Origin of the sequence: Paraburkholderia aromaticivorans, assembly GCF_012689525.1 — a bacterium.
In the GTDB taxonomy this organism is placed as follows: domain Bacteria; phylum Pseudomonadota; class Gammaproteobacteria; order Burkholderiales; family Burkholderiaceae; genus Paraburkholderia; species Paraburkholderia aromaticivorans_A.
Genome location: NZ_CP051514.1, coordinates 1,977,183 through 2,001,382 on the forward strand (window position 1 = coordinate 1,977,183; position 24,200 = coordinate 2,001,382).

General features: G+C 64.5%; 24 protein-coding genes. 10 read left to right on the forward strand and 14 right to left on the reverse strand.

Annotated features, from left to right (window positions below; genetic code table 11):
* Positions 1-219: 219 nt before the first annotated feature.
* Positions 220-984: a HisA/HisF-related TIM barrel protein gene (locus HF916_RS09280; protein WP_168788609.1), complete on the reverse strand. Its 765-nt coding sequence runs from the start codon at positions 982-984 to the stop codon at positions 220-222.
* 12 nt (positions 985-996) lie between these two features.
* Between HF916_RS09280 and HF916_RS09285 the strand changes: the two genes are divergently transcribed.
* The 3 genes from HF916_RS09285 to HF916_RS09295 are packed head-to-tail and all read left to right on the forward strand — an operon-like array spanning position 997 to position 3,670.
* Positions 997-1,998: an ATP-grasp domain-containing protein gene (locus HF916_RS09285; protein ID WP_168788610.1), complete on the forward strand. Its 1,002-nt coding sequence runs from the start codon at positions 997-999 to the stop codon at positions 1,996-1,998.
* Entirely contained in the window at positions 1,988-3,043 is a 1,056-nt protein-coding gene (locus HF916_RS09290) for a hydantoinase/oxoprolinase family protein (RefSeq protein ID WP_168789092.1), read from the forward strand. Before HF916_RS09285 ends, HF916_RS09290 begins: the two co-directional genes overlap by 11 nt.
* Before the next feature lie 36 nt (positions 3,044-3,079).
* Positions 3,080-3,670 (forward strand): aspartate kinase, encoded by a 591-nt coding sequence (locus HF916_RS09295; protein WP_168788611.1) that lies wholly within the window; start codon positions 3,080-3,082, stop codon positions 3,668-3,670.
* Here the strand turns inward: HF916_RS09295 and HF916_RS09300 are convergent.
* Genes HF916_RS09300 through HF916_RS09315 form a run of 4 tightly spaced genes read right to left on the reverse strand, consistent with a single transcriptional unit; the run spans position 3,652 to position 6,971 of the window.
* Positions 3,652-4,380 carry a (5-formylfuran-3-yl)methyl phosphate synthase gene (locus HF916_RS09300; RefSeq protein WP_168788612.1) on the reverse strand — a complete coding sequence of 243 codons (729 nt, stop codon included), beginning with the start codon at positions 4,378-4,380 and terminating at the stop codon, positions 3,652-3,654. The two genes, HF916_RS09295 and HF916_RS09300, sit on opposite strands and share 19 nt — an antisense overlap.
* On the reverse strand, positions 4,377-4,961 hold the full coding sequence (locus tag HF916_RS09305; protein WP_168788613.1) for a DUF447 domain-containing protein: 585 nt from the start codon (positions 4,959-4,961) through the stop codon (positions 4,377-4,379). Before HF916_RS09305 ends, HF916_RS09300 begins: the two co-directional genes overlap by 4 nt.
* 2 nt (positions 4,962-4,963) lie before the next feature.
* The gene (locus HF916_RS09310) at positions 4,964-6,349 is read right to left on the reverse strand and encodes a DUF6513 domain-containing protein (protein WP_168788614.1); all 1,386 of its coding nucleotides are present in this window, start codon (positions 6,347-6,349) and stop codon (positions 4,964-4,966) included.
* 22 nt (positions 6,350-6,371) lie between these two features.
* Complete coding sequence (locus tag HF916_RS09315; protein WP_206001722.1) at positions 6,372-6,971, reverse strand: flavoprotein; 600 nt, start codon at positions 6,969-6,971, stop codon at positions 6,372-6,374.
* A 326-nt stretch (positions 6,972-7,297) separates the two neighbouring features.
* Between HF916_RS09315 and HF916_RS09320 the strand changes: the two genes are divergently transcribed.
* Positions 7,298-7,801 carry a dihydroneopterin aldolase gene (locus tag HF916_RS09320; RefSeq protein ID WP_168789093.1) on the forward strand — a complete coding sequence of 168 codons (504 nt, stop codon included), beginning with the start codon at positions 7,298-7,300 and terminating at the stop codon, positions 7,799-7,801.
* Positions 7,802-7,850: 49 nt separating this feature from the next.
* Here HF916_RS09320 and HF916_RS09325 read toward each other — a convergent pair whose 3' ends face one another.
* The 7 genes from HF916_RS09325 to HF916_RS09355 all read right to left on the reverse strand — a co-directional run bounded on the left by HF916_RS09325 (position 7,851) and on the right by HF916_RS09355 (position 15,129).
* Positions 7,851-8,753 (reverse strand): triphosphoribosyl-dephospho-CoA synthase, encoded by a 903-nt coding sequence (locus HF916_RS09325; RefSeq protein ID WP_168788616.1) that lies wholly within the window; start codon positions 8,751-8,753, stop codon positions 7,851-7,853.
* Positions 8,750-9,715: an ATP-grasp domain-containing protein gene (locus tag HF916_RS09330; RefSeq protein WP_168788617.1), complete on the reverse strand. Its 966-nt coding sequence runs from the start codon at positions 9,713-9,715 to the stop codon at positions 8,750-8,752. Before HF916_RS09330 ends, HF916_RS09325 begins: the two co-directional genes overlap by 4 nt.
* 1 nt (position 9,716) lies before the next feature.
* The gene (gene mch / locus HF916_RS09335; protein ID WP_168788618.1) at positions 9,717-10,745 is read right to left on the reverse strand and encodes a methenyltetrahydromethanopterin cyclohydrolase; all 1,029 of its coding nucleotides are present in this window, start codon (positions 10,743-10,745) and stop codon (positions 9,717-9,719) included.
* A complete protein-coding gene (locus HF916_RS09340; protein ID WP_168788619.1) occupies positions 10,720-11,913 on the reverse strand; it encodes an ATP-grasp domain-containing protein in 1,194 nt (397 codons plus the stop codon). The genes mch and HF916_RS09340 overlap by 26 nt, the downstream gene beginning before the upstream one ends.
* A gap of 78 nt (positions 11,914-11,991) precedes the next feature.
* A complete protein-coding gene (locus HF916_RS09345; protein WP_168788620.1) occupies positions 11,992-12,909 on the reverse strand; it encodes an NAD(P)-dependent methylenetetrahydromethanopterin dehydrogenase in 918 nt (305 codons plus the stop codon).
* A 38-nt stretch (positions 12,910-12,947) separates the two neighbouring features.
* The gene (locus HF916_RS09350; protein WP_168788621.1) at positions 12,948-13,970 is read right to left on the reverse strand and encodes a beta-ribofuranosylaminobenzene 5'-phosphate synthase family protein; all 1,023 of its coding nucleotides are present in this window, start codon (positions 13,968-13,970) and stop codon (positions 12,948-12,950) included.
* Between the two features lie 139 nt (positions 13,971-14,109).
* Positions 14,110-15,129, reverse strand: coding sequence for a LysR family transcriptional regulator (locus HF916_RS09355; RefSeq protein WP_168788622.1), 1,020 nt, complete (start codon positions 15,127-15,129; stop codon positions 14,110-14,112).
* Between the two features lie 163 nt (positions 15,130-15,292).
* Between HF916_RS09355 and HF916_RS09360 the strand changes: the two genes are divergently transcribed.
* From HF916_RS09360 to gph, 6 genes are all read left to right on the forward strand, one after another.
* Complete coding sequence (locus HF916_RS09360) at positions 15,293-16,762, forward strand: form I ribulose bisphosphate carboxylase large subunit (protein ID WP_206001723.1); 1,470 nt, start codon at positions 15,293-15,295, stop codon at positions 16,760-16,762.
* 33 nt (positions 16,763-16,795) lie between these two features.
* On the forward strand, positions 16,796-17,212 hold the full coding sequence (locus HF916_RS09365) for a ribulose bisphosphate carboxylase small subunit (protein WP_168788623.1): 417 nt from the start codon (positions 16,796-16,798) through the stop codon (positions 17,210-17,212).
* Positions 17,213-17,331: 119 nt separating this feature from the next.
* The gene (gene cbbX / locus HF916_RS09370) at positions 17,332-18,342 is read left to right on the forward strand and encodes a CbbX protein (RefSeq protein ID WP_168788624.1); all 1,011 of its coding nucleotides are present in this window, start codon (positions 17,332-17,334) and stop codon (positions 18,340-18,342) included.
* Between the two features lie 12 nt (positions 18,343-18,354).
* Positions 18,355-19,419 carry a class 1 fructose-bisphosphatase gene (locus tag HF916_RS09375; protein ID WP_168788625.1) on the forward strand — a complete coding sequence of 355 codons (1,065 nt, stop codon included), beginning with the start codon at positions 18,355-18,357 and terminating at the stop codon, positions 19,417-19,419.
* Between the two features lie 133 nt (positions 19,420-19,552).
* Positions 19,553-20,425, forward strand: coding sequence for a phosphoribulokinase (locus HF916_RS09380; protein ID WP_168788626.1), 873 nt, complete (start codon positions 19,553-19,555; stop codon positions 20,423-20,425).
* Between the two features lie 54 nt (positions 20,426-20,479).
* Positions 20,480-21,250, forward strand: coding sequence for a phosphoglycolate phosphatase (gph, locus tag HF916_RS09385; RefSeq protein ID WP_168788627.1), 771 nt, complete (start codon positions 20,480-20,482; stop codon positions 21,248-21,250).
* A gap of 18 nt (positions 21,251-21,268) precedes the next feature.
* Here the strand turns inward: gph and HF916_RS09390 are convergent, their stop codons facing one another.
* Complete coding sequence (locus HF916_RS09390; RefSeq protein ID WP_168788628.1) at positions 21,269-23,272, reverse strand: sigma-54-dependent Fis family transcriptional regulator; 2,004 nt, start codon at positions 23,270-23,272, stop codon at positions 21,269-21,271.
* Between the two features lie 156 nt (positions 23,273-23,428).
* Positions 23,429-24,073 (reverse strand): two-component system response regulator NarL, encoded by a 645-nt coding sequence (gene narL / locus HF916_RS09395; protein WP_168788629.1) that lies wholly within the window; start codon positions 24,071-24,073, stop codon positions 23,429-23,431.
* Positions 24,074-24,200 lie beyond the last annotated feature (127 nt).

Here is a 24,200-nt window from a genome sequence, read left to right on the forward strand (position 1 = left end):
CGCGCTTCAACGTTTGCGGACAACGCCGGCGAGATGACGTGCAACGCGCGACACACAATGTGCCGTGCGCCGTGTGCGAGCCGTCACAAACTGTCACGCGAGTGGACGTGTTGCGTGAGGCCTGTGCTCAGATGAGACGGCGGCGTCGTGCGCCAGGGCCATTGGCATGAAACATGATAGTCAGCACTGTCATGCGGTAGGCAACCCGCTGAGGAGCGATCAGATCGTAGCGGGTGGAATACGGCGGTCATGCAGCGCGGACGCAATCAGCCATGCATCCGCGCCGGCCGCCGCGGCGGCGCGCAAGTCCTCGGTATGACGCACGCCGCCCGCGCCGATGATCTGGCGTTGGCCTGCCCGACGCCGTACGTCGGCGAGCGCGGTGAGGTCGGGGCCCTCGAACGAGCCGACCCGTTCGAGCGTCATCACGATCAGCCGGGCAGGCCAGTTCGCGGTGTCGGTCCAGTACAGCGGATCGCCTAGAAGCGTGTCGTGGCGGCGGTCGAGAGACAGGATGGCGTCCTCCGGCAAGCGCGGAGGCGGGCACCCAGGGAGCGGGGGATGAGTGGGCGAGACGGACGGCAGCAAGGGTGCGCGGGCGTAACCGTCCAGTGCCGATTCGCTGCGCAGCGATTCACTGCCGAACACGGGTGTCAGTGTCGCGCCGGCTTCACGCAGCGGTGTAATCAGCGTGTCGGCAGCGGCGGGATGGGTGAAGCCGGCATCGAGCCAGAGTTCGATACCGGGCAATGCGCGGACAAGACGCGCCAGGGTGTCGCGTTGCGGCGCGCCGCGCATGATGCCGTCGAGGTCCGCGACGTAGAGCGCCGACGCGGCACTGTAGTCGAGAAGGGCCCGCGCGATATCGACGGGATCGCTGCCGCTGCATAGCTGCGATTCGACCGGCTGATAGCGGCTGCGTTCACCGCGCACGGCGCGTACCGCCGAGCCGTTGAGCAAATCGATGACTGGAATGATCTGCATGAGGAGCGAGTGATGACGAAAGTGCTGGTGTACGAATATATCAGTGGCGGTGGTTGCGCGGATGCCGACGTCATGCGCGAGCTGCTGCCGACGGGACGCGCGATGCGCAACGCGATTGCCGGTGACCTCGCCCGCGTGCCCGGCGTCTCGGTAACGTGCGCGACGACGGCAAGCGAGGCCGGCGATGCAAGCTGGCGCCGACCGGATACACGGCAACTGGCGTACTGCCTCCCGCCGGACGGCAACGACCCCTATCAGTTCATCCGCAAAGAGGCCCTGCGTCATGACGTGGTATGGGTGATCGCGCCGGAAACAGACGGTGTGCTAGCCGGGTTGTGTGACGCAGTCGACACGTCGCGCTGGATCGGTTGCGACGCGGAGTCGATCCGGATCGCGAGCAGCAAGCGCTGCACCGCGAAGCGTCTTGCGCAGGCGGGCATCGCCACGACGCGTGCGTGGTCGGTGGATGCGCCGTTACAGCCCGGCCCCGGCGCATGGGTCGTGAAACCCGACGACGGCGCGGGCGCCGTCGACACGCTTGTTTACCACGACTTTCGTACCGCCGAATATGCGTTCCTGCATCGCGCGGCGGCGCACGAGCGCGTGACGTTCGAAGAGTGGGTGGAAGGCGACGCATTGAGCTTGTCGCTAATCTGCGACCACGGCCGCGCCGACTTGCTGAGCATCAACTGGCAGCACATCAGCGTCGCGGGAGGACGGCTCCGGTATGACGGCGTAACGGTGGGCTCGATTACCTTGAACAGCCTCGTCGGCCATTCATGCAGCGCACTTGTGCGGCGCATCGCGGCGACGCTACCCGGTCTTGCCGGGTTTGTGGGTATCGACGTGGTGTGGCATCGGGAGCGCGGTCCGGTCGTGATCGAAATCAATCCGCGCGCGACCTGTGCTTACGTCGATCTGGCGAAGCGAGCCGACCTCAACCTCGCGGCCAACATCCTCGCCAACCATTGCGCTGGACAAGCTGATGTCGAACGGAACCGCCATGCCGCGTGAATGCGTGATCGGCTGGGATATCGGCGGCGCGCACATCAAGGCGGCGCGCATCGAGGCCGGGCGTGTGCGCGATATCGTGCAATGGCCCTGTCCGTTGTGGCAGGGCCTCAGCCATGTCGATAGCGCGCTGGAACAGGCCGCCGCACGATGGCCCGACTACGCAGAGGCCGATCACGCGGTGACGATGACAGGTGAAATGGCCGATCTATTCGAGCATCGAGAGGCGGGCGTCGCGGCACTCGCGCAGCGGCTCGCCGCACGTTTCGGCGCGCGGGTCGCGTTCTATGCAGGCACGGCGGGCTGGCACCGGCATGACGCAGTGGCCGCTCACTGGGCCCAGATCGCTTCAGCCAACTGGCTCGCGACTGCCGAGCTCATCGCGAGCCGGCTACCCGATGCCGTACTGGTCGATATTGGCAGCACCACGACGGACCTGATCCCGATTCTCGGCGCTCAAATCGTCGCGCGCGGCGCCGATGATGCGGGACGCCTGCGCTCGGGCGAACTGGTCTATCAGGGCGCGGTGCGTACGCCGCTGTGCGCGCTTGCGCAGCGCATACGCTTTCGCGGCGAGCAATACAACGTGATGAACGAATACTTTGCTACGACGGCGGACATCTACCGGCTCACGGGCGAGCTCAATCCGCTGCACGATCAGTATCCGGCCGCTGACAATGGCCGCAAGGATCGTACGGCGACGTGTCAGCGTCTCGCGCGGATGATCGGTTGCGACGCGCGCGAAGCCGTGGACACCGACTGGAACAGCTTCGCGCGCCAGTGGCGCAGCGCGCAACTCGCGCACCTGTCGTCGAACCTCACGCGGGTGCTCGGCCGCAGCGGCCTTGCACACAGTGTCGTGCTGGTGGCGGCCGGTTGCGGCGCGTTTCTCGCGGATGAGTTGGCCGCGCCGTTCGGCCGCGACGTGGTGCGCTTCGAGACGCTGCTCGACGTCGATGGACCAGCCGCCGAATGGGCGCAAGTCTGCGCGCCGAGTGTAGCGGTCGGCATGCTGCTCGCCGAAGAGATCGATATGGCATTCGCCTGAACCAACCGCATCGCCGAAGCTGCGAAGGGAGCGCGTATGTGGGTGGTGAAGATTGGCGGCAGTCTGAGCCGCGATCCATTGCTGGAAGAATGGTTGCGCCAGCTAAGCGACCTGGGCGCCGGCCGCGTCGTGATCGTACCGGGTGGCGGCGGTTTCGCGGATCAGGTCCGCGAGCATCAGGCCGTGTGGCGTTTCGACGATGTCGCGGCCCACAACATGGCGGTGCTCGCGATGGCGCAGCATGCGCTGCTGATGCAGGGCGTGTGCCGCAATCTGGTTGTCGCGGCCACCGAGGGGCAGATCCGGCGCGCGCTGCACGATGGCCGCGCGGCCGTCTGGGCGCCGCTCGGCATGTTGCGTCAGGAAGCGAATCTGCTAACCAACTGGGACGTGAGTTCGGACAGTCTGGCCGCGTGGCTGGCCAGCCGGTTGAATGCCGAGCGGCTCTTTGTCGTCAAATCGTGCGAGATCGAACCGGGGCAAAGCATGGCTCACTACACCGCGCAGGGTGTGCTCGACCGGCGCTTCGCGGAGTTTACGCGCGACGCGTCCTATCTGGTCGAACTGGTGAACAAGAACGACTGGTCGCGCGTGCGCGACCAGTTGCTTCATGCGGCGACGCCCTGATTGATTGGCATTGCGTGGCATGCTGCGGATTCAGACACGCCTGTCAACTGTTCGAGTAGTGCGCGCACACGCGCGCCCTCGAGCTTGCCGGTGCGAGGCCCGTTACACAGCGCGCTGCGAAACCCGGCGAAATCCGGTCCGAGCGCCCGCAGGCGCGACACGTGCTCGAGCCTCAGCGCGCCGGCAAGACCCACCATTACTTCATGCGCGCGGGCAATCTGCACCATGCTGTCGAGTACGGCCAGCGATACGCCGTTGAACAGGCTTCCCGTTTTGCGCGCAGTATCGGCCATCACCGCAGAAAAGCGCAGTTCGCAGGCGAGCTCGACCAGCGTGAGGTCCAGCCCATCGTCGCACAGGAGCACGGGCACCATGTTCCACGGCAGGGCGCGCATGCGTGTGAGCGTGTCGCGCGCACCGGGCCCGGGCGAGACGCCCGCTTTCACATAGTCGACGCCGCATTGCCCGATGACCGCCGCGTGATAGGCGACGGCAGCGTCATCGCCCGGTTGCAGGTCGCCGATCGTCGCGCTGATCGGTATGCCCAGATACGTCATGCGCAACTCGCGCACGATGGCCGAGATGCGCGTGGCCGGCAACGCGCCGAGTGCGCCGGCATGCGGCTCCTTGAGGTCGATGAAATCAGCGCCTGCTGCGGCGGCTTCGCGCGCCTCATCGAGGTCGCGCACACTGGTGAGGAGTCGGATCATGATAGCGCTCGCTGGTGGGCAGGTTCGTCGGATTCATAGTGGGCGGCAATGGCGTCGGTTAACCATTGCCAGGCTTCGTGCTCAGCGGGGCCGGCGGTTTTGTCGACGGCAATTTTCAGGTAGGCGATCTCCGCGTCGATCTTCTCGCGCGGCAGCAGGTGCAACCGGCTGACGAGTACGGCGCCTTCGATGACCGCGGCCTGCGCACGGTTAAAACCCGTGAAGGCGCCGTGGGTGGCGTCGACGACTCTTTGCATCGTCAGGGTGGGTCGAAGAGGGTCGTCGCGCGCGCGGGTCAATCGCAATTCGGCATGCGCGAGTGCGCCGGCCAGCCGCACGCATGGCACTTCTCTCGCGGGCAGCGTCGGCCAGTCGCGTCGGCCCGTCACGCAGCCCGCGAAGACGCGCACGTCGGTCGTGAAGTTGACGACGGCACAGCGGGTCGCGATGATATTGTCGTAGGTCAGTGATGGCCGGAACGGCATCAGGATTATGTTGTTGCCATCGAAGCGCACGCCCATCGGCGCGACATGCGCCGTGCCTTGCTTCGATAGGGTTGTGACAACTGTTTCGTGGATCATCGTCAAGCCTCCTTGCGCAAGGTGGTGCCCGGCGCGCATTGTGCAAGCAGCGTGCCGGCGTCGCGCGGCGCGGCGCATCCCCAGTCGAGCGACTGATCCTGCGCATAGCGCTTGCCAAGGCGCCATGCGACTTCGGCGCGGGCCAGTTCCACACCCATGTAGAACGCATGCGCGGCGTCGTCGTCGAGCTTCAGGCGCGGCCATAGCGCGAACGGATCGTGTGCGACGTGGTGACCGTCGCGGTTGTAGACATGCACACCGTCGAGCGCTACCTGCACGCGAAAGTTCGGATCGCGGATCGCGCGGGCCGTCTCGGCGATCTCGTCGGGTGTATCGGGAAAAGGACGCTTTGCGTGCACGGTCATCAGCGCGTCTGACAGGCCCTTGGGGAGCGTCTGCATTTCGCGGGCGGCGTACATCACGCGCCGCGCCACATCGGCTTCGCGCACGGCCCGGCGTGCATGGCCGCTGACCTGGGTGGTCAGGATGCCGGCGATCCCGAGTTCCACGCCAATACCGAGCAGGACTGCGTTGATGCCGGAGGTATCGGCTTCAGTCAACTCTGTGACGTTGCCGACGCCCATCAGGATCGGCGCTTCGGGGAACGCATCGCGCAGCCGCTGATAACGCATCAGCGACTTCATCAGGCCGAACGGAATGGGGTCGAGAATAGGATCGGCGAGGAATGGCCGACCTGTGCGCGTCATCATGTCGACCGCGGCGAAGAGCGACGCTTCGTCGCCCGGTTCACGGGCGATCAACACCGGCGTCGAGTCGACTTCATTCAGGAGCCACAGCGTATCGACGTTCAGGCTCAACAGATAGTCGGCGCCCGCGCGCCCGCCGCGCACGAGTTCTTTCGTGTCCATCGAGTCGACGCTGACCTTCATCCCTTGCGCCTTCAGCGCGCGCACGGCGTCCGCCAGATGCGGGAACGGTGTGGAGGGCAGGCAGCCGAGATCGATTACATCGGCGCCGTCTGCCCGCAACTGCGCGGCGCGCGCGCAGATCGCGTCGACCGTTAGCCTCGGCGCATCGACGATCTCCGCAAAAATCGCGATGTCGTACTTCGACAGATCGACCGGTCGTGCCGCGCGGTTGAAGTAGGCAGGGAGGTCTTTCAGTTCTTCTGGTCCGCGTTCGACCGGCATGCCGTAGTGCAACGACAGCGCGTCGAGATCGCCGCGGCAGCGGCCGGGTACGATCACACGGTCGGCGGCGATAGGAGCGGATACCCGGCGCTTGATCATGTCCGCGGTCATCAACGCGGCGACCTGCAAACCGATCTCGCGTATCTCCCATGTGAAAGAGGCCGGTTCCAGGCTTTGCAGCACGCGCGCAAGCCCGTTCTGTGCGAGGCGGCCGGTGAGAAAGACAATGTGTTCCATGGCGAACTCGGTGAGCCGGATGTCAGACGGGACTCAGGCACGCGGGTGTACCCAGCGACCTGAGACGGAGGTTGAGCGCTTCACGCAAAGCGTCGACCGAACAGACGACCTGGCAATGATCGATTTGCCGCAGGCGCGCCACGTTGTCCAGTTCGATGTTGCGTGGCCGCAGTTCGACCCAGTCCTGCGGACTCTTCGTGACGACCACGGCCTCCGTATCACAGGCAAACACGATCCCTGGGATGCCGAGCTTGCCGGCCTGCGCAAAGATGTTGGTAGGCAGCGTGTCGGACAGGCCGAGCGCGCATTTCGCAACCGTGTTGCTGGTGGCGGGCGCGATCACGACGGTGTGGTAGTAGCCGGCCTCATAGAACATTCCGACCGGCACTGAGCTCGCACTGTTGTCGCGAAACACGCGGAAGCGTTCCTTCAGTTGCGCGAGGTGGATTTTGTAAAGCGGCAGCACTTCCTCGGCCGCACGCGAGAGGAACAGGTCGACGTTCGGCATCTCGGCCGCAAGCGCGAGGGACTCTTCCAGACAATGCCCCGATCCGGTAATGGCCCATGCGAGGCGCGGCCGGGTGGCCGGGAGCGTGTGCGACGTTTCGTGCGACTGGGTCATCGGCCACCTGGGCAGGCAGTGTGTGCAGTTTGCGATACAGAGTGTGACCACCGGCATGCACGCCATCGGAACATCCAGCGACAGCACTGCGCCGACGATCGGCCTGTGCGTGCGGCTGGCTGAGGATTGCCGGCGCGATGGAACCAGCGCCCGGCCGCACACACTGCGCTCTCTTGCGACATTCGTGCCTGGGCCGGTTCTTGCATGACGGTGAGCCACGAGCCGTCGCGTTTTCTCGCGGATCACGAAAAGCGAGGCGCGAAGGAAAAGGGCTGACACTTCCAATGCAAGCGAAAGGAGCATCGATGAACGCGATCGACACAAGCATGTTTGAACGGCATTCGAAGCATGCCGGCAGTGCCACCCGGCACGCCGATGCGGAGGCGGCTCAGCCGATGGACATCATTTTCATCGAGGGATTCACAGGCGAAACCGTGATCGGCATCGACCCGGAAGAGCTGCATCAACCGCAGCCGGTGCAGATCGATCTATGGGCCGGCTTGCCGCGAAGTCTCGCGTGCGACACGGACCAGATTCTCGACACGATCGACTACGGCCGGGTGCACGGCGCGCTGCAAACCTTGCTGGCGGACCATGGCGTGCAGTTGCTCGAAGCGCTGGCCGAGGCGATTGCGCAGATGCTGCTCGTCGACTTCGGCGCGCACTGGGCGCGGGTCGCGCTCGTGAAGCCGCACAAGTTTCCGAATGTGAAGGCGGTGGGGGTCGTGATTGAACGGCGCCGCCGCGAGGCCAGCAGCACACCGAGGCGCGAAGGTGCCGGTCTCGCGCTGCTCGGCGCCGGTATGTTTCCGCCGGAGAACGCTTTGTGAAGAGAGCAGGGCCGCGTGCCATCGCACGCGGTGGTTCTGCTGGCGAGGCTCACGTGTGTACGCGAGGAAACGGCAGTTGCATCAACGACGGGTCAAGGCACGCGGCGGCAAAGAGTGTCGCCACGGTAAGGTCCGCGCTGGTGCCAGGATTGATCCCGTCTGACTTCAGCGCGTTGTCCCATGCTTCGAGTGCATGCGGATCAAGCGGGCCCTGCGTGGCTTGCGTGAGCCAGCCAACGGCTTCGCGCATCACCCACTCTGCCCAGGCGAGTCCGTGTTTGCGCGCGATGTGCGAATCTGGCCATCGCGTGAGGAACGCGAGCCATGTTGCGAGCACGGCGTCGGACAATGCGGACGGCGACCCACGCCGCGCCGCGAGCGTTGCATGAAACCGCGCAAGGCCGAAGCCCAGCACGTCGGCGAAATCGACTGCATATTGGCGCGCGATGCTGTCGCGGTCGGCGGCGAGGCGCATCGCCGCGCGCAGATCGATGGTCGGCGGTGCACCGACATTCTGGCTCGGCACTTTGCCGAGGCCGGCAGGGTTGGCCAGCGCTATTGCCCGATAGGCGGCGCTCGCATCGTCGACGCTCAATGCCGCAAGCACCCGTTGCAGCGCGAGACCGAGCGCAGCGGGCGAAGCCGGTTGCGTCTCAAAGGCGGCAGCAAGCGGCGCGCATAGCAGCACGATGCCGAGGTTCGTGTTACACCCGGCTGCCTCGTGTGTGCGCGAGATGGCGGCTTCAATCCGCGCACCGACCGGCGCACCGCGCTGCGCGAGCGGGCCGCATGCCGCGCGGGCGCTCGCCACGAAAAGATCGGCGGTCATTCGGTGCCCCGGCGACGCGACACTGACGTTGCCCGGCTTCGCGCAGGCGACGTCCAGCTCGCAAGCCCACAGAAACGCCGCTTCGATCGCCGCGGTGGCCGCTGTGGCTGCTTGCGCGTTCACGCAACCTCCGCATGCCGGATGTCGTGCGGCACGACGCGGGGACTTAGCGCGAGCTTGCGGTTCAGCAGATCGTCGACGATACACCCGGCGATATCGAAAGGCGTGACCGACTGCAGACCGTGCCACGCGGCCACGCCGTTGACTTCGATCACCTGTGCGCCAGCGGGCGAGTCGCCGCAGGGGATCAGATCGATGCCCGCATAGTCGAGCCCGAGCGCGGCGCTTGCGCACTCGGCCAGTTGCGCGAGCGGGGCCGTCAGCGGCGCCGCTTCGCAGCGCGCACCTTGCGCGACGTTATGCACCCAGTGTTCGCTCACTCGCCGCATGGCCGTCACCGCTTTGCCACCGATCACCAATACGCGCCAGTCGAAGCCCGGCGTCTCGCGTGGTTCGATGAAGCGTTGCAGATAGGCCAGTTGCCCATAGGCCTTCAGCGTGGGTAGCGGCGTGCACCCTGTGTCGTCCGCGCCCAACCGCAGCAGCCCTTTGCCCTGTGAGCCGAACAGCGGTTTGAGGACGACCTGTCGTCCTGCCGCCGCTTCGCGCATGACGATGCGCTGCGCTTGCGGCGCCGATTCGCTGACCCATGTCGCCGGCGTCGGAATGCCGGCGCGATGCAACAGAAACGTGGTCATCGACTTGTCGACACTGCGCTCGATCGCGCGCGCATCGTTGTAGACGGGAATGCCGAGTTCCCGCAGCGCATGCAGAATGCCGAGCCGCACGGTGACCTGTTCGAAGGTGCCCCCGGCAATGCCACGCACGATCACCGCGTCCGGCAGTGCGCGTCCATAGCCTGGAATCACGAGGCCATGTGGGGCCCAGGTCGTGTCGAAGCGGCAGTCCGCGAGATCCACGCAGCGACCTTGCGCGCCGCGCTCGCGTAATGCCTTCTTGAGCCGCGACGTATGCCAGCCGGTTTCGTCGCACATGATCGCTACGCGCAGTACATGAGTGCTCATTTCAAGCCTCGGTGAGCCAGAGTGGGTGCAGCAGATCGAAGCGGGTTGCGCCCGCGTGCCACGTGCGGCCTGTACTCAGATTGCTGACCCACACCTCGGCCGGTGCGAACAGCGCCGGATCGATGCGATAGAAGTCGTAGTCGTATTCCGTGAAGATATCGGCGAACGAGCGGCCAAAGTCACGTGACGCCGATGAAGGCAATCGCTGGGCGAGATCGCGTGCCGCGTCGTCGCTGCCCGTCACGCTCAGATGAACGCGGCCGCCGTAAAGAATGGCGTCGTTGGTGCGGCCCATCGCGTCGATGGGCTCGTGACCCGGCGGCGGCAGCGGTGCGCTGGCGGTGCCTTCGACAATGTCGGTGAGTGCAAAACCCAACACATGCGCCTTGTGCAGCGCGACTTCGAGCGCGCGTGCGACCACCTGCGTCGTGCCCGCACGGCTCGCCGTCGGCGTGAGAATCAGGGTGAGGTGACGCGGGTCGAGCTTGCAGTCGCGCAGCACCTTGTCGATGACAACCTCGGGCGGCGCGCGGTCTACCTCCAGAACAAGGCACCCGTGAGATGCGTCGTCGCGATAGCGCAGTTCTTCGTAGAGGGGTTCCTTGCAGGCAAGCGAACGCGCCGGGCCGGAGCCGAGCGCGAAGAACTTCTTGCCGCCGGTTTCTTCCTTGCTCGCCGCGAGACTCCATCCGGCGTACTGGCTCGCAAGGCAGGCCAGCACGGGTTGTGCACTGGCAATCTCCACGACGGTGGGCCATTCGTCGCGCGCGCTGTTCGAGCTTGCCGCGCGCACGCGGACTTCACCGAGTCCGCCCATGCAGATTTCAGCGATGGCGGCGCCCGCTGCGACGCTGCCGGGTGTGTCGATGCCGGCATCGACGATCAGCACGCCGCGCGCGTCGCGGCGCGCCGTGAGGCCGAGTTGCGGCAGCCGTTCGAGCAGCTTCGCGAGCAGAGGTTGAGTGAGCGCGTTGACGCTGAGCGGCGCGGCGCCGGATACGGCGTCAGCGAAGGGCGATGAAGTCGTCATGGGAAACCTTCATGATGGGTTCGATGGTGGACGCGCGAGCGGCAAGTTCGGCGCGTACGGCTTCAGAGGAGGTGCCGGGCGCGCAGGTGACCGACACGCTGCATAGCGGCGTCCCAGCTGCAATCGCGCTGCCGGCGGCCGGGATATCGTGACACCAGCCACGTTGCCGGGTTCTCGCGACGAACGCCGGCGAAACCGTGTGGCTGGCCCGTGCGAAAACGACTTGTTCACCGCGAATCTGCGGCGTAGGCGGGGTGTGTGTGGCGGGCGCCGGCAGATCGAGCGCTTCACCCTTGCAGGCACGGACATGCAGCGCAAGCAGCGACGGCAGCAGGTGAGCGTCATACAGCGCCATCGTCGCGGAAGGCCGGGGGTTGACCTCAAGCACGAAGAAGCGCTCGCTGTCGAACAGAAAGTCCAGACTGTTCAGACCAACCAGACCCGTACTGGCGACGATCGTCTGTATGGCGTGATGTAGCTGTGTGGTGAGACTGGGGGGCAACTGAACCGGCCCGATCGCACCGCGCCAGGTGAACGGATGGCGGCGCTGCGGCACGATGATCTGTTCGTTGAAGCCCAGCACGGTGGCGCTGCTGCCATTGGCGATAAACAGTGCCGACATCGAGCGGCCCGGGCAGGACCGCTGGAAATACACGTCTGGATGCTTTTCGCACACCGCATCGCCGCGTGCGCCGGCTCGCCGGATATGCCAGCCGCCCGTGCCGCGTGCATCCTTGCGCAGCCAGCCGTTCGTTTCACGAGGACGCCGCGCGAGCGTCTCCGGGAATGGAATGCCGTGCGCGGCGAGCAGTCCAAAGAAGCGGGCTGGCGTGCGTACCGCTTGGTAGGCGTGCAGAGAATTGCCGAGCAACGGCAATGCCGGCGTAAAGCTCGCCTGTAGCAGTTCCGGGCAGCTTTCGAAGCCGCTGCCCGCGACCCAACCCATCACCCCAGGCAAGCTGGCCGCACGTTCAAGCGCGGCGTACGTGCGTGCCGGGTCGAGCTGCAGCGTGGCCGGGTCGCCGATCTGATGCCAGTCGTCGACGGCGGCGCGGGTGTCGACGTCGCCAAACAGATCGAGGGCGATGACGCGCCAGCCGGCACGCCGTGCCGACTCGGCGAGCATGCGCGCCGATAGTCCGGCGACGACAAGGGTGGGCTGATTCATGGGCACGCGGGGTGGTGGGTTACCGTCGACAGCAAGCAGATTATCGAGTCGCGCCGTCGAAAGGAGGCAGCGGTCCGTTCAGGCCGCCTGCGCCGTCCGCTCGGCGAGCACGTCGCGGGCGAGCGCAAACGCCTCCTCGAAGCCAAGCTGCAAGGGGTGGTTCGTGGCGAGCATCTGCTCGAACAGTCGCCGCTGTACCTGATACTTGACGTTGCCGATCGCGAGCGCGCCAATGCCGAGCGCGCCGTGCTTGCCGAAATGCTTGCCGTCATCCATGACGCCCACGCCCTCGATGCCTGCGGGCGGCACGGCATTGACGTCGGCTGCAATCAGCAACTTCGCTGCCGCGTCGACCTGCCGCGCATTCATGACCTGCACACCGGCCGCGGCGGTGGCGAACAGGGCGTCGCTGCGGGCCGAGGCGGCTTCCAGCGCGTCCGTCGATTGAGCATCTGCGCCGGTCGTCTGCACGCCGAAGCGCGCGTTGATGCGCTCGCTCGCGGCCTGCGCGGCGTCCAGACCACGGCTGCTTGCAATGGCAACCTGAGCGCCGGCCCGCGCCGCCAGCACGCCGGCAATGACGCCGACCGGCCCCGTGCCGCCCAGCACGAGAATCCGCTTTCCCTTGAGTCCGGTAGCGTAGCTGCGCTGCAGATGCCATTCAACCGTTGCGACGAGCGCGGCGGCCGTTGTGTACGAGCCGCTCGGGTCGGCGAAAACCGACACCTCGAACGGCGGGACCATCGCCTCGCGCGCGCGGTTCAGCATGTCGGCGGCGAGCACGACGTCACGCCCGCCGATGAAAATGCCGGTATGCGCGACCCCTTTCGGTCCGCGCGAGAAGATCGCGTCCTGCGTGAGCGCGGCGACGTTGTCGATCCCGACATCAGCGTACGGTACGACGACCTGATAACCGGCATCGACGGCCATGTTCACGTCGAACGGACTCATCTGCCGGGTGGGCGTGAACATATGGAGAATGAAGGGGCGTTCCATTTTTCCTCAACGAAAGAGAAGTGACGCATAGAAGGGATTCAACTGGCGGCGGGCGTATGGATAACAGTCGCGCCCACGTTCCGCCCCTTGACGATTTCAAGCCGTAGCGACGCGCCGACCACACCGGCCGCGCGTGCTGAGGCCACGACGTGCGCGGTTTCGTCCTGTGAAGGCAGGATCGCAAAACCGGTGGGGCCCCACGAACTTTGTCCGATTCCCGCGCGATAGCGCGCGCCGATCCAGTCGAGTACTTGGGCTACCGCCGGACTGGTATAGACGCCGCCCTGCGACGCGGCGAAATAGCGGCCGACACCCGCTTGCAGTTCGCTGACGCCGCGCGCGAACGGCACGAAGTCGTGCTCTGCGGCGGCAGGCAGGATCTGCATCAGCGTGAGGTGGCACGCGTGGGCGGCAAGCGATTGTGGAAATGGCGGCAGCTCAGCCAGTGCGTTGCGCTCAGCATTGCCCGAGAGCCCCGTACGCGTGTCGTCGAGTACGAGCAGCACGCGCCATTCAGTGGGGAAGGCGAAGCGTGCGAGGACGGGTGGCAATTCTGTCGCGCTGCGCGGGCCGCCGTCGAGGATCAGCCCGCCCTGTTCGAAACCGGCCACGCCGACGCCCGAGCGTCCGCCGCGCGCGAGTGCTAGCGCAAGTTGTGTCGCGTCGAGCGCCAGCCCATGCAGTTGCGCAAATGCGTGGCCGGCCGTGAGCGCGATTTGCGTGCCGGAGCCGAGACCTGCATGGGCGGGCAACGCGTGTCGCAGCCGTACGTCGATGGCCTCACGTTTGCCGGTCAGCCGCTTGAGTGTGTCGATGTGGGCCCGAATGCGAGGGAGTTCATCGCGTGCATAGGGTGGTGCTGTGTAGTGATCCTGATTATCGCTGGACAGGCGAGCTTCAAGTGTCGTGCTGATGCCGTCGACCACCAGGCCGAGACTGCCGAAGCGCCGCCCGAGCGACGCGCCTGGATCCAGAAAACCGAGATGCAGCCGTCCGGGCGCATTCACGGTGACGGCGCTCGCGTGTTTCGCACACTGTGTGGATACGGCGTCTTGCGTCATGAGCGCTTCCTTCGATCGGTGAGCGGACGGCGGGTCCTGACCGATCAACGCAAGCGTCATGCCATGCGGGCATGCGATGCCGGCGGCGATTCGCAGGCTACGCCGTCGAGCAATTCACGCGATTCATGCGCACGCGGCGTTAGCTGTTCGTCACGTTGTTGTGCCGAATCAGTGACACAGTGTCACGCGCGGCGGCCCCATCCGATCCGCGTAGGGTGACCTGCCTCGGCGCATTCGCGTATTCGTCGGCGAGATAGGGACCGGCCTGCTCGATCACAAAACGTCGAAATGTCTGGCAGGTCGGCGAGAGTTGCTTCGCGTTGAGATGGACGATCTGCCAGGCGCGATCGATCGGTGTGCCGCTCACGTCGAGCAGCGCAATCTCACGCGTGCGCAGTTCCAGCCGCAGCGTATGCAGCGACAACAGGCTGATGCCCATACCCGCCATCACGGCCTGCTTGATGGTTTCGTTGCTGTCGAGCGTGACAAGTTTTGCGGGCGTAAAGAGATGATTCTTGAACATCTGCTCGGCGACCGTGCGCGTGCCCGAACCCATTTCACGCATCAGGAACGTGTCGTGGCGCAATTCCTGCAAGTCAAATCGCTGGGCGCTGGCAAGCGGGTGTCGCGGCGAGGCGACGATAACCTGCGGATTGTAGGCGAGCGGCTCGGCGACAGCATCGAGATCGCGCGGCGGGCGACCCATTACCGCGAGATCGATCGCGTTGTCTTGCAGGAGGCGCAGCAACGCATCGCGATTGGCGATGGAGAACCGCACGTCCACTTTGGGAAACTGCGCTGAGTAGCGCGCAATCAGCATCGGCACGAAGTACCTCGCGGTACTGACGAGACCGATCGAGATTGCGCCGCTGTCGGCGAGGCTGAGCGACTGCAGCGCATCTTCGGCGTCCTTGACCTCGCCGAGAATCCGGTTCGCATGGTGAGACAGCGTTTCACCCGCTTCGGTCAGCGTAAGCCGGCGGCCGATGCGTTCGAACAGCGGCAGCGCCACGGTTTCTTCCAGTTGCTTGATCTGCATGGAGACCGCGGGTTGCGTCAAATGCAGTTCTTCCGCGGCGCGCACGAAGCTGCTGTGCCTCGAGGCGGTCGCGAAGATCTGCAGTTGACGCAGCGTGAGCGTGCGGACGAAGTTGAGCATGAGCGGATGAGTGGGTCGAGTGACAGATAACGCATCGCTTATAGGATGACTAAGAATATATGAATTTATCTTGGTCGTGCGAGCGCTTATCGTCGAACCCATGCATCGGACCCAAGCCATTGAATTCATGATGCGTGAGGGTTCACCCCTAACAGGAGCCAGGATGAATGCGCCAACGGAAAATCTGAGGAATCGATACGCGGCCGGCGTGATGAAGTACCGTGAAATGGGTTACTGGCAACCGGACTATGAGCCCAAACAAACAGACCTGATCGCGCTTTTTCGCATTACGCCGCAGGCTGGCGTCGATCCGGAAGAGGCCGCTGCGGCTGTCGCTGGCGAATCGTCCACCGCGACATGGACGGTAGTCTGGACCGACCGCCTCACGGCATGTGAGACGTACCGTGCCAAAGCGTATCGGGTCGATCTGGTGCCGAACACGGGTCCGGGTTGTGCGACCGAGCAGCAATATTTCGCCTACGTCGCGTACGACCTGGATCTGTTCGAAGAGGGATCGATTGCCAACCTGACCGCTTCGATTATCGGCAATGTGTTCAGCTTCAAGCCGCTGAAGGCGGCGCGGCTCGAGGATATGCGTCTGCCTGTCGCATACGTGAAGACGTTTCGCGGGCCCCCGACCGGCATCGTCGTGGAGCGCGAGCGGCTCGACAAGTACGGCCGCCCGCTGCTCGGCGCCACCGTGAAGCCAAAACTCGGCCTGTCGGGAAAAAGCTATGGACGGGTGGTCTACGAAGGCCTCAAGGGCGGGCTAGATTTCATGAAGGACGACGAGAACATCAACTCGCAGCCCTTCATGCACTGGCGCGACCGCTTTCTGTTTTCGATAGAAGGGGTGGAGCGTGCGCAGGCCGAAACCGGCGAACTCAAGGGACACTACCTCAACATCACCGCCGGCACGATGGAAGAGATGTATCGCCGCGCGGAGTTCGCGAAGGAGTTGGGTTCTTGCATCGTGATGGTCGATCTCATCGTCGGTTGGGCGGCGACGCAATCGATCTCTAACTGGGCGCGCGAAAACGACATGATCCTGCATATGCACCGCGCGGGTCACGGCACCTATACGCGGCAGAAAAGCCACGGCGTGTCGTTCCGGGTGATCGCGAAGTGGCTGCGGCTCGCGGGCGTCGATCACACGCACGCGGGCACGGCGGTCGGCAAGCTGGAAGGCGATCCGATGACCGTGCAGGGCTATTACAACGTGCTGCGCGAAATGCGCAACCCCGTGGACCTGCAACGCGGCATCTATTTCGAGCAGGACTGGGCGGGCATGCGCCGCGTCATGCCGGTCGCGTCGGGCGGCATTCACGCGGGACAGATGCACCAGTTGCTCGACCTGTTCGGCGACGACGTGGTGCTGCAATTCGGCGGCGGAACGATCGGGCATCCGGCAGGCATTCAGGCTGGCGCACAGGCCAACCGCGTAGCGTTGGAGACCATGGTCAAGGCGCGCAACGAGGGGCGCGACATCCGCCACGAAGGTACGGAGATTCTCGAGGCGGCGGCGCGCTGGTGCAGGCCGCTCGCGCAGGCACTCGATACATGGAAGGACGTGAGCTTCAACTACACGTCGACCGATACGCCCGACTACGTCGCCACACCGACCGCCGCATAAGCACGCGTTCCGTAAGCACTGAAGGAGACACGAATGAAGCTGACCCAGGGGACGTTTTCGTTTCTGCCCGAACTGACCGATGCCGAAATTGCGGCACAGATCGATTATGCGTTGAACCAGGGCTGGGCGTGCTCGGTGGAATTCACCGACGATCCGCACCCGCGCAACTCGTATTGGGAGATGTGGGGGTTGCCGATGTTCGATCTGCGCGACGCCGCGGGCGTGCTGCTGGAAGTCAATGCCTGCCGGAAGACCTACCCGCATCACTACATCAAGGTCAACGCCTTCGATTCGACACGCGGCTTCGAAACGATGCGGATGTCATTCATCGTCAACCGTCCGCCAGCTGAGCCAGGCTTCAACCTCGACCGGCAGCAAGGGCCTGGCCGCGTCCAGCGTTACAGCCTGCGCGGCTATGCCGCCGACAAGGCAGGTGGGTCGCGCTACTGATGCAGGCCACGATAGGCCATACACGACGCGGACGCCGGCAGGTATCTTGCATACGCTACCTGCCAGGCGACGATGCCGGTTCACGGCACGCGCGACTTGCATGACAGACAGGAGGAGACATGACCGCATCGCCAGCGTTATCCCTCGATACGCCGCGTCCGTCTGAGACTGGCGACGCGCCCGCATCGCCGCATGATGCCCACGCGCCGCACGCTGCCCATACTGCGCAGACTATCGATCTCGCAGGCCGCTATCGCGACGCGGGGATCGGCGACGCACTCGCCGAACTCGATCGGGATCTGATCGGACTGGCGCCAGTCAAAACGCGCTTGCGGGAAGTGGCGGCCTACCTCGTCGTCCAGAAGGTGCGCGCCGAACTCGGCATGACGGGCGGCACGCCGACGCTGCATATGTGCTTCACCGGCAACCCTGGGACGGGCAAGACAACGGTGGCGCTACGCATGGCCGACGTACTCCACCGGCTGGGCTATACGCGCCGGAATCATCTGGTGTCGGTGACGCGCGACGATCTGGTTGGCCAGTACATCGGCCATACGGCGCCAAAAACGAAGGACGTACTCAAGCGGGCCATGGGCGGGGTGCTGTTCATCGATGAGGCGTACTACCTGTACCGCCCCGAGAACGAGCGCGACTACGGACTGGAAGCGATCGAAATCCTGCTGCAAGTGATGGAAAACCAGCGCGACGATCTGGTGGTGATTCTCGCGGGCTACCGGGACCGGATGGAGACGTTTTTCCAGAGCAATCCCGGATTCAAGTCGCGGATCGCCCATCACATCGACTTCCCCGACTACAGCAAAAGCGAATTGATGGCGATTGCCGACAACATGCTCGGCACCGAGCACTACCACTTCGATGCAGCCGCGCGCGATGCATTCGCCGACTACCTGACACGACGCCTGCAGCAGCCGCATTTCGCGAACGCACGGTCGGTGCGCAACGCGCTGGAGCGCGCGCGATTGCGCCAGGCGAACCGCGTTTTTGAGGCAGCGCTCACAGGCGCGGCACTCACCCCCGACGAACTGGCGCGGCTCGACGCCGCCGATTTCCGCGCGAGCCGTGTGTTCGCCGCCGCGCGCGAAGCCGGTCAATCCATTCAACCATCCTGAAACGAGGCGACTATGCAGAACAGACACATGACGCTGGCGGATTGTCTGACCAGCGAGCTTCGCGAACCGGCCGGCGCAATGGTCGATCAGGCGGGCCGTGCTGGGCTCGACCTCCTGCTCGGCGAGATTGCCCAGACGGTCAACAGGATTTCGTCGCTCGTGAGCCGGGGCGCGCTCGGCGGGCAGGGGACGCGACATCAGCCGCTCGATGTCGCCGCGCACGATATGTTCGCCTCGATGTGCGAGCAAAGCGCGCTAGTGGCCGCTTTCGCCTCGACAAGAATGGAGGCGGCCACGCCTGTCGACAGCGCATGCGGAAAGTACCTTGTCGCATTCGAGCCGCTGGATAGCGCCGCGCAAGCCGGCCTGAACGTGACCACCGGAACGATTTTTTCGGTGTTGCGTCAGCACGGGCGCCAAACCGCAGGGGACGCCGCTTTCCTGCGAACGGGCCGCGAACAGATTGCAGCAGGCTACGCGATCTATGGTCCGTCGACGATGCTTGTCCTGACGGCCGGCAGCGGCGCGCACGGTTTCACGCTGGATCGCGAAACCAGCACGTTCATGCTGACGCATCCATCGATCCGGCTGCCTGAGAAAGCGGCCGGATTTTCGATTAATAGCGCCAGGGAGCGCTTGTGGGAGCCCCCCGTGCTGCGTTTCGTGCGTGAGTGCAGGGCGGGCAGCACGGGCGAACGTAAGCAGGATTTCAGCACACGCTGGACGGGCTCGACCGTCGCCGACGTGCACCGTTTGATGATGTTGGGCGGCGTCTATCTGCAGCCCCGTGAGCGCAGGCAGCCGGCGCGTCCGGGCCGCTTGCGGATGCTCCATGAGGCGAACCCGTTGGCGTTTCTGGTCGAGCAGGCCGGCGGCATGGCGAGCACCGGGCGCGCGCGGCTCCTCGACCTCGAGCCGCAAACCGTGCATGAGCGCGTGCCGGTGATTCTAGGCTCGCCCTGCGAGGTCGAACGGCTTGAGCGCTATCACCGAGAATATGAGAGTGGCGCGGATGCGCCATTCATTTCGCCGCTTTTCAACGAACGTTCGCTGTTTCGCCCGGAAGCGCGCGCCTGACGCGTGTCGCCGGAATGGACCGCGGATTCGACCCGGCGCAGTTTCGGCGTCGATCCATGAAACTTGACCTGACCAGCGCTTCGCCGCGCGTGTTTTGCGCGCCTGCGAGGCTTTGCCTGATGAGCGGGACATTATGTCGATCCAACACCCGATTGTGGCCGTGACGGGTTCGAGCGGTGCCGGCACCACCACGGTGATGAATAGTTTTCAGCATATTTTCAGACGCGAAAAGCTGAACGCGCAGATCGTCGAAGGCGACGCGTTTCACCGCTACGATCGTGCGACGATGCGCGTGGCGATGAAGGAAGCGGAGGAGAGCCGCGAGCAGTTCAGCCACTTCGGGCCGGAGGCGAATCTGCTGGAACAGCTTGCTGAACTATTCCAGCAATACGCCGTGTCGGGACGAGGCCGTGTGCGCCAATACCTGCACGACGAGGCGCAAGCCGCTCAATATGATTTGCAGGCGGGCATGTTCACCCCTTGGGCGGACGTGGAACCCGGTACTGATCTGCTGTTCTACGAAGGATTGCATGGCGGCTTCGTCGGTCATGGCATCGATGTGGCGCAGCATGCTGATCTGCTGGTCGGCGTGGTGCCGATCATCAACCTCGAATGGATTCAGAAGCTGCATCGCGACAAGACGCTGCGGGGCTATTCGCAGGAGGCGGTGATGGACACCATCCTGCGGCGTATGCCCGACTACGCGCACTACATCTGTCCGCAGTTCAGCCGCACGCACGTCAACTTTCAGCGCGTGCCGACCGTCGATACGTCGAATCCGTTCACGGCACGCGATATTCCGAGCGCCGACGAGAGTTTCGTCGTGATCCGCTTCACCAATCCCAAGGGTATCGATTTCCCCTATCTGTTGACGATGCTGCACGACTCGTTCATGAGCCGGCCGAACGTGATCGTGGTGCCCGGCGGCAAGATGGGTCTCGCGATGCAACTGATTTTCACGCCGATGATCCTGCAGATGATCGACCGGCAACGACGTGCGGCTTGACGCACGTGCGCTATCCAACCATGCAGTGAATACCCGTTTACAGGAGATACAGTCATGCAAGTCATGTCGCGCAACCTGCCCGTCGACGCCGTCCTGTTTGATCTTGACGGCACGTTGTTGCATACCTCGCCCGACATCGGCAGCGCGCTCAATCGCGCGCTGACTGAGCGTGGCTTGTCCGCGCTCAGCACGGATGTGACGCAAACGCTGATCGGCGGTGGTTCGGCCGTGCTGGTCCAGCGTGCGTTCGCCTGGCTCGGCGCCCCCCACGAGGCGCATACGCACGATCTCGTGCTGCGGCGCTACGAGACCTGCTATCAGTCAATCTGCCAGAGTGCGGATGGGTATCAGACGCAGTTGTTTGAAGGTGTCGAGGCTGCGCTCGACGGACTGCGGCAGATGGGGCTGAAGCTCGGTCTCGTGACCAACAAGGAACAGCGCTTTGTCGCGCCGCTGCTGCAGCGTTTCGGCTTGTCGGCATGGTTCGATATCATCGTCGATGGCAACACGCTCGCGCAACGCAAGCCCGACCCGGCGCCGCTCCTGCATGCCTGCGACGCGCTGGGCGTGGAGCCGGCCCATACGCTCTATGTCGGCGATTCGGTCAATGATGCGTTAGCCGCGCAGGCCGCCGGGATGGCGATGATCTGCGTGAGCTACGGCTATAGCGCTGACCATCCGGTATCGGAATTGCCGTGCCTGCGCGTCATCGACGATCTCGCCGAATTGCCCGAACTGATCGGCGGTCCGCGCCGGTGGCGGCAACGGACACACTCAGCAAGTGCTGCGTATCGCGCGGACGAGCAGGCAAGCCCGTGGATCTGAGCTGAAACGTGCGGTGCGTCAGGGCTTGATATGGACGCGCCGCATCTTCCGGTACAGCGTATTGCGCGTGACGCCCAGCGCAAGCGCCACCTGACTCACGTTCCAATGATGTTTGTCGAGCAAGGTGAGCAGCGCGTCGCGCTCGGCCTGCAGGATTGCATTGAGCGTCGGTGCGGCGGGAACGGTGTCGTCGGTGGCCTCCGTGGTGATCTGCGCCGCCAGGTTCGCGCTGGCTTCGCGTGTCGGGCGGCCCGCGTTGCGCACGAGGTCGGCAGGCAGATGCGCACGGGTCAACTCTGCCCCGTCGCAGAGCGCAGCGGCCGTGCGCAGCACATTGCGCAACTGCCGAATGTTGCCGGGCCACGGGTAATCGAGCAGGATCTGGTGTGCGTCTGTGCTGAGCGAGAGCGGCGTGTCGCTGTCCTGTTCGAGAAGATGGTGAATCAGCGCGAGTTTGTCTTCGCGATCGCGCAGCGGCGGCAAATGCAGGGAGACGCCGTTAAGCCGGTAGTACAGGTCTTCACGGAATTGCCCATTGGCGACCAATTCGGCGAGATTGCGATGGCTCGCGCTGACCAGCTGAAAATCGACCTTGATGACCGTTTCCGCACCGAGCGGCGTGACTTCGCGTTCCTCAAGCACGCGCAGCAAGCGCGCCTGAAGCGCAAGCGGCATGTCGCCGATTTCGTCTAGAAAGAGCGTGCCGCCGTCGGCCTGCAGAATCTTGCCGCGTCGCCCTTCACGCTGTGCGCCCGTGAAGGCGCCCGCGCGATAGCCGAACAACTCGCTTTCGATCAGATGTTCAGGCAGTGACGCACAGTTCACCGCCACGAATGGGCCGCGATGACGGGCACTAACCGCGTGCAGGGCGTTCGCGAATACTTCCTTGCCGCTGCCGGTTTCGCCATGCACGAGTACCGCAATGCCACGATCGATCACGCGCTCGCCGAGACTGAACTGGCCGGCGAGTTGCGTATCGCCGAATTCAACGCGCGGCGCACCAGGACGGCGAAGCCGTTCGGGTGTCACAGACGGAGCCGGCACCCGGTTTCGCGCGGCGGATTCCACCGCCGCCGCCGTCTGACTGCGCGGCTCCTGGGCAACGACAAAAAAGCGATTCGACGCATGCGCCCGGTAAATGGCGACGGGATGAAACGAACTGCGCACACTGCGCGCCACGATATCCGACAGCGATGCATTGAACAGCTCGGTAATGGCTTTGCCCGCAACCTCGGCAAGCGTGCTGAAACCCAGCTGGAACAGCGCGCTGCGGTTTGCCGCGAGCACCGTGCCGTCGTCGGCGATCGTGAGCTTGCCGGCGTGCAGTGTGTTGACGAATTCGGGCCGGCTGTGGAAATGCACCATGTGTGCCTGGGCGTGACGCGCATCGAGCAGGCGATTCTCGATCATCTGCCGGGACATCCCGACCAGCACGAGCGAATGCTGCTGCTGCAACTGCGAGCGGCTGGTGACGTCGAGTACGCCCGCAATCTTGCCGTGTTCGTCGAACACCGGCGCGGCAGAGCAGGTCAGCGCGGTATAGCGTGAGAAGAAGTGCTCATGCTGGCGCACGGCGATCGCTTCGCCTTCGGCGAGACACGTGCCCATGCCGTTCGTGCCGGCTTCCCGCTCGCTCCATACGGCGCCGACGCAGAAGCCCCAGTCCTCGACCTGCTCCGCAAAATCGGTCGACGACACCAGATGCAGAATCACGCCATCGGCATCGGTCAGCACCACCGCGAGATCGGCATCGCCGAGTTGCTGATAAAGCGTCGTCATCTCGAGTTTCGCGCAGCCGATCAGATCGCTCTGCCGGTCGCGGCGCACCGCGAATTCGGCGCTGGTGAGCACAGGCGGTGGTTTGCAGACCTCGGGATCGAGCCCATACTCCTGCAGGCAACGTGTCCAGGAACGGACCACGGGCGCGCTCGGTTCGAAGCGTCCGAGCCGTTGGCGCAGAACGTCGTCGACCCGGCCTCTGCGCTCCGCTACGCACTCCTCGATGAACTGGGATGACTGCATGCTGCGCATCTCCGAATAATGAAGGACGGACAGGGCAGTGCCTTCACCCTGAGTCCGATTATTCGTGGTCGAATTTCCAGTGACAATTCGCCTTAAGGGACTACCTCCTTGGAGGTAGTCGCGCATTTTTTTAGCGCAGCGGCGAGGCCGGGAGCCTCAGTGTCCCCGTGCGCCTTGCTCGTGCCGCCACACCACGGCTTCGAGCCGCGAGTGCAGATCGAGTTTGCGCAGCACATGCTTGACGTGCACCTTCACCGTGCCGACGCTGATATCGAGCTTGCGCGCAATCGCCTTGTTGCACAGGCCGGCGACCAGGTAGTCGAACACCTCGAGTTCGCGCGCCGTGAGGTCGGTCTGGCTGGCCGGCATGCGCTGGCCACCCGAGAGCGCATGCACGAGGCTCCCCGTCACCGCCTCACTCAGTACGGCGGTGCCCTTGAGGGCCTTTTGCAAGCTCACGCAGAGATCCTCCGGGTCCATATCCTTCAGAAGATAGCCGTGTGCCCCGGCTCGCAGCGCCGCGACGACATCACGCTCGTTGTCCGAGACCGTCAGCATGATGAAGCGCGCATCCACGCCGGCCTCGCGCATCAGTCCAAGGGTCTCGATGCCGGTGATTTCCGGCATGTTGAGGTCGATCAACACGACATCGGGTTTCAGGCGGACGGCCATCTCGACGCCGTCACGTCCTGACGACGCCTCGCCGGCGATCGTGAAAGCCGGGTTCATCTGGATCAGTTGCGCGACGCCCTTGCGAAACAACGCATGGTCGTCGATGAGAAGAACTGTATTGGGGTCCATCGACTTTTTTCCTTGGCTCATTGACCAGACTGCCTGTCTCTACTGGAACGGCCTGTTTCCAATCTTGCAGCCAGGCATGGGACGCGGTGTGCGGTGCGTCGTGCCGGCTGGGGACTGTAATTTTTTG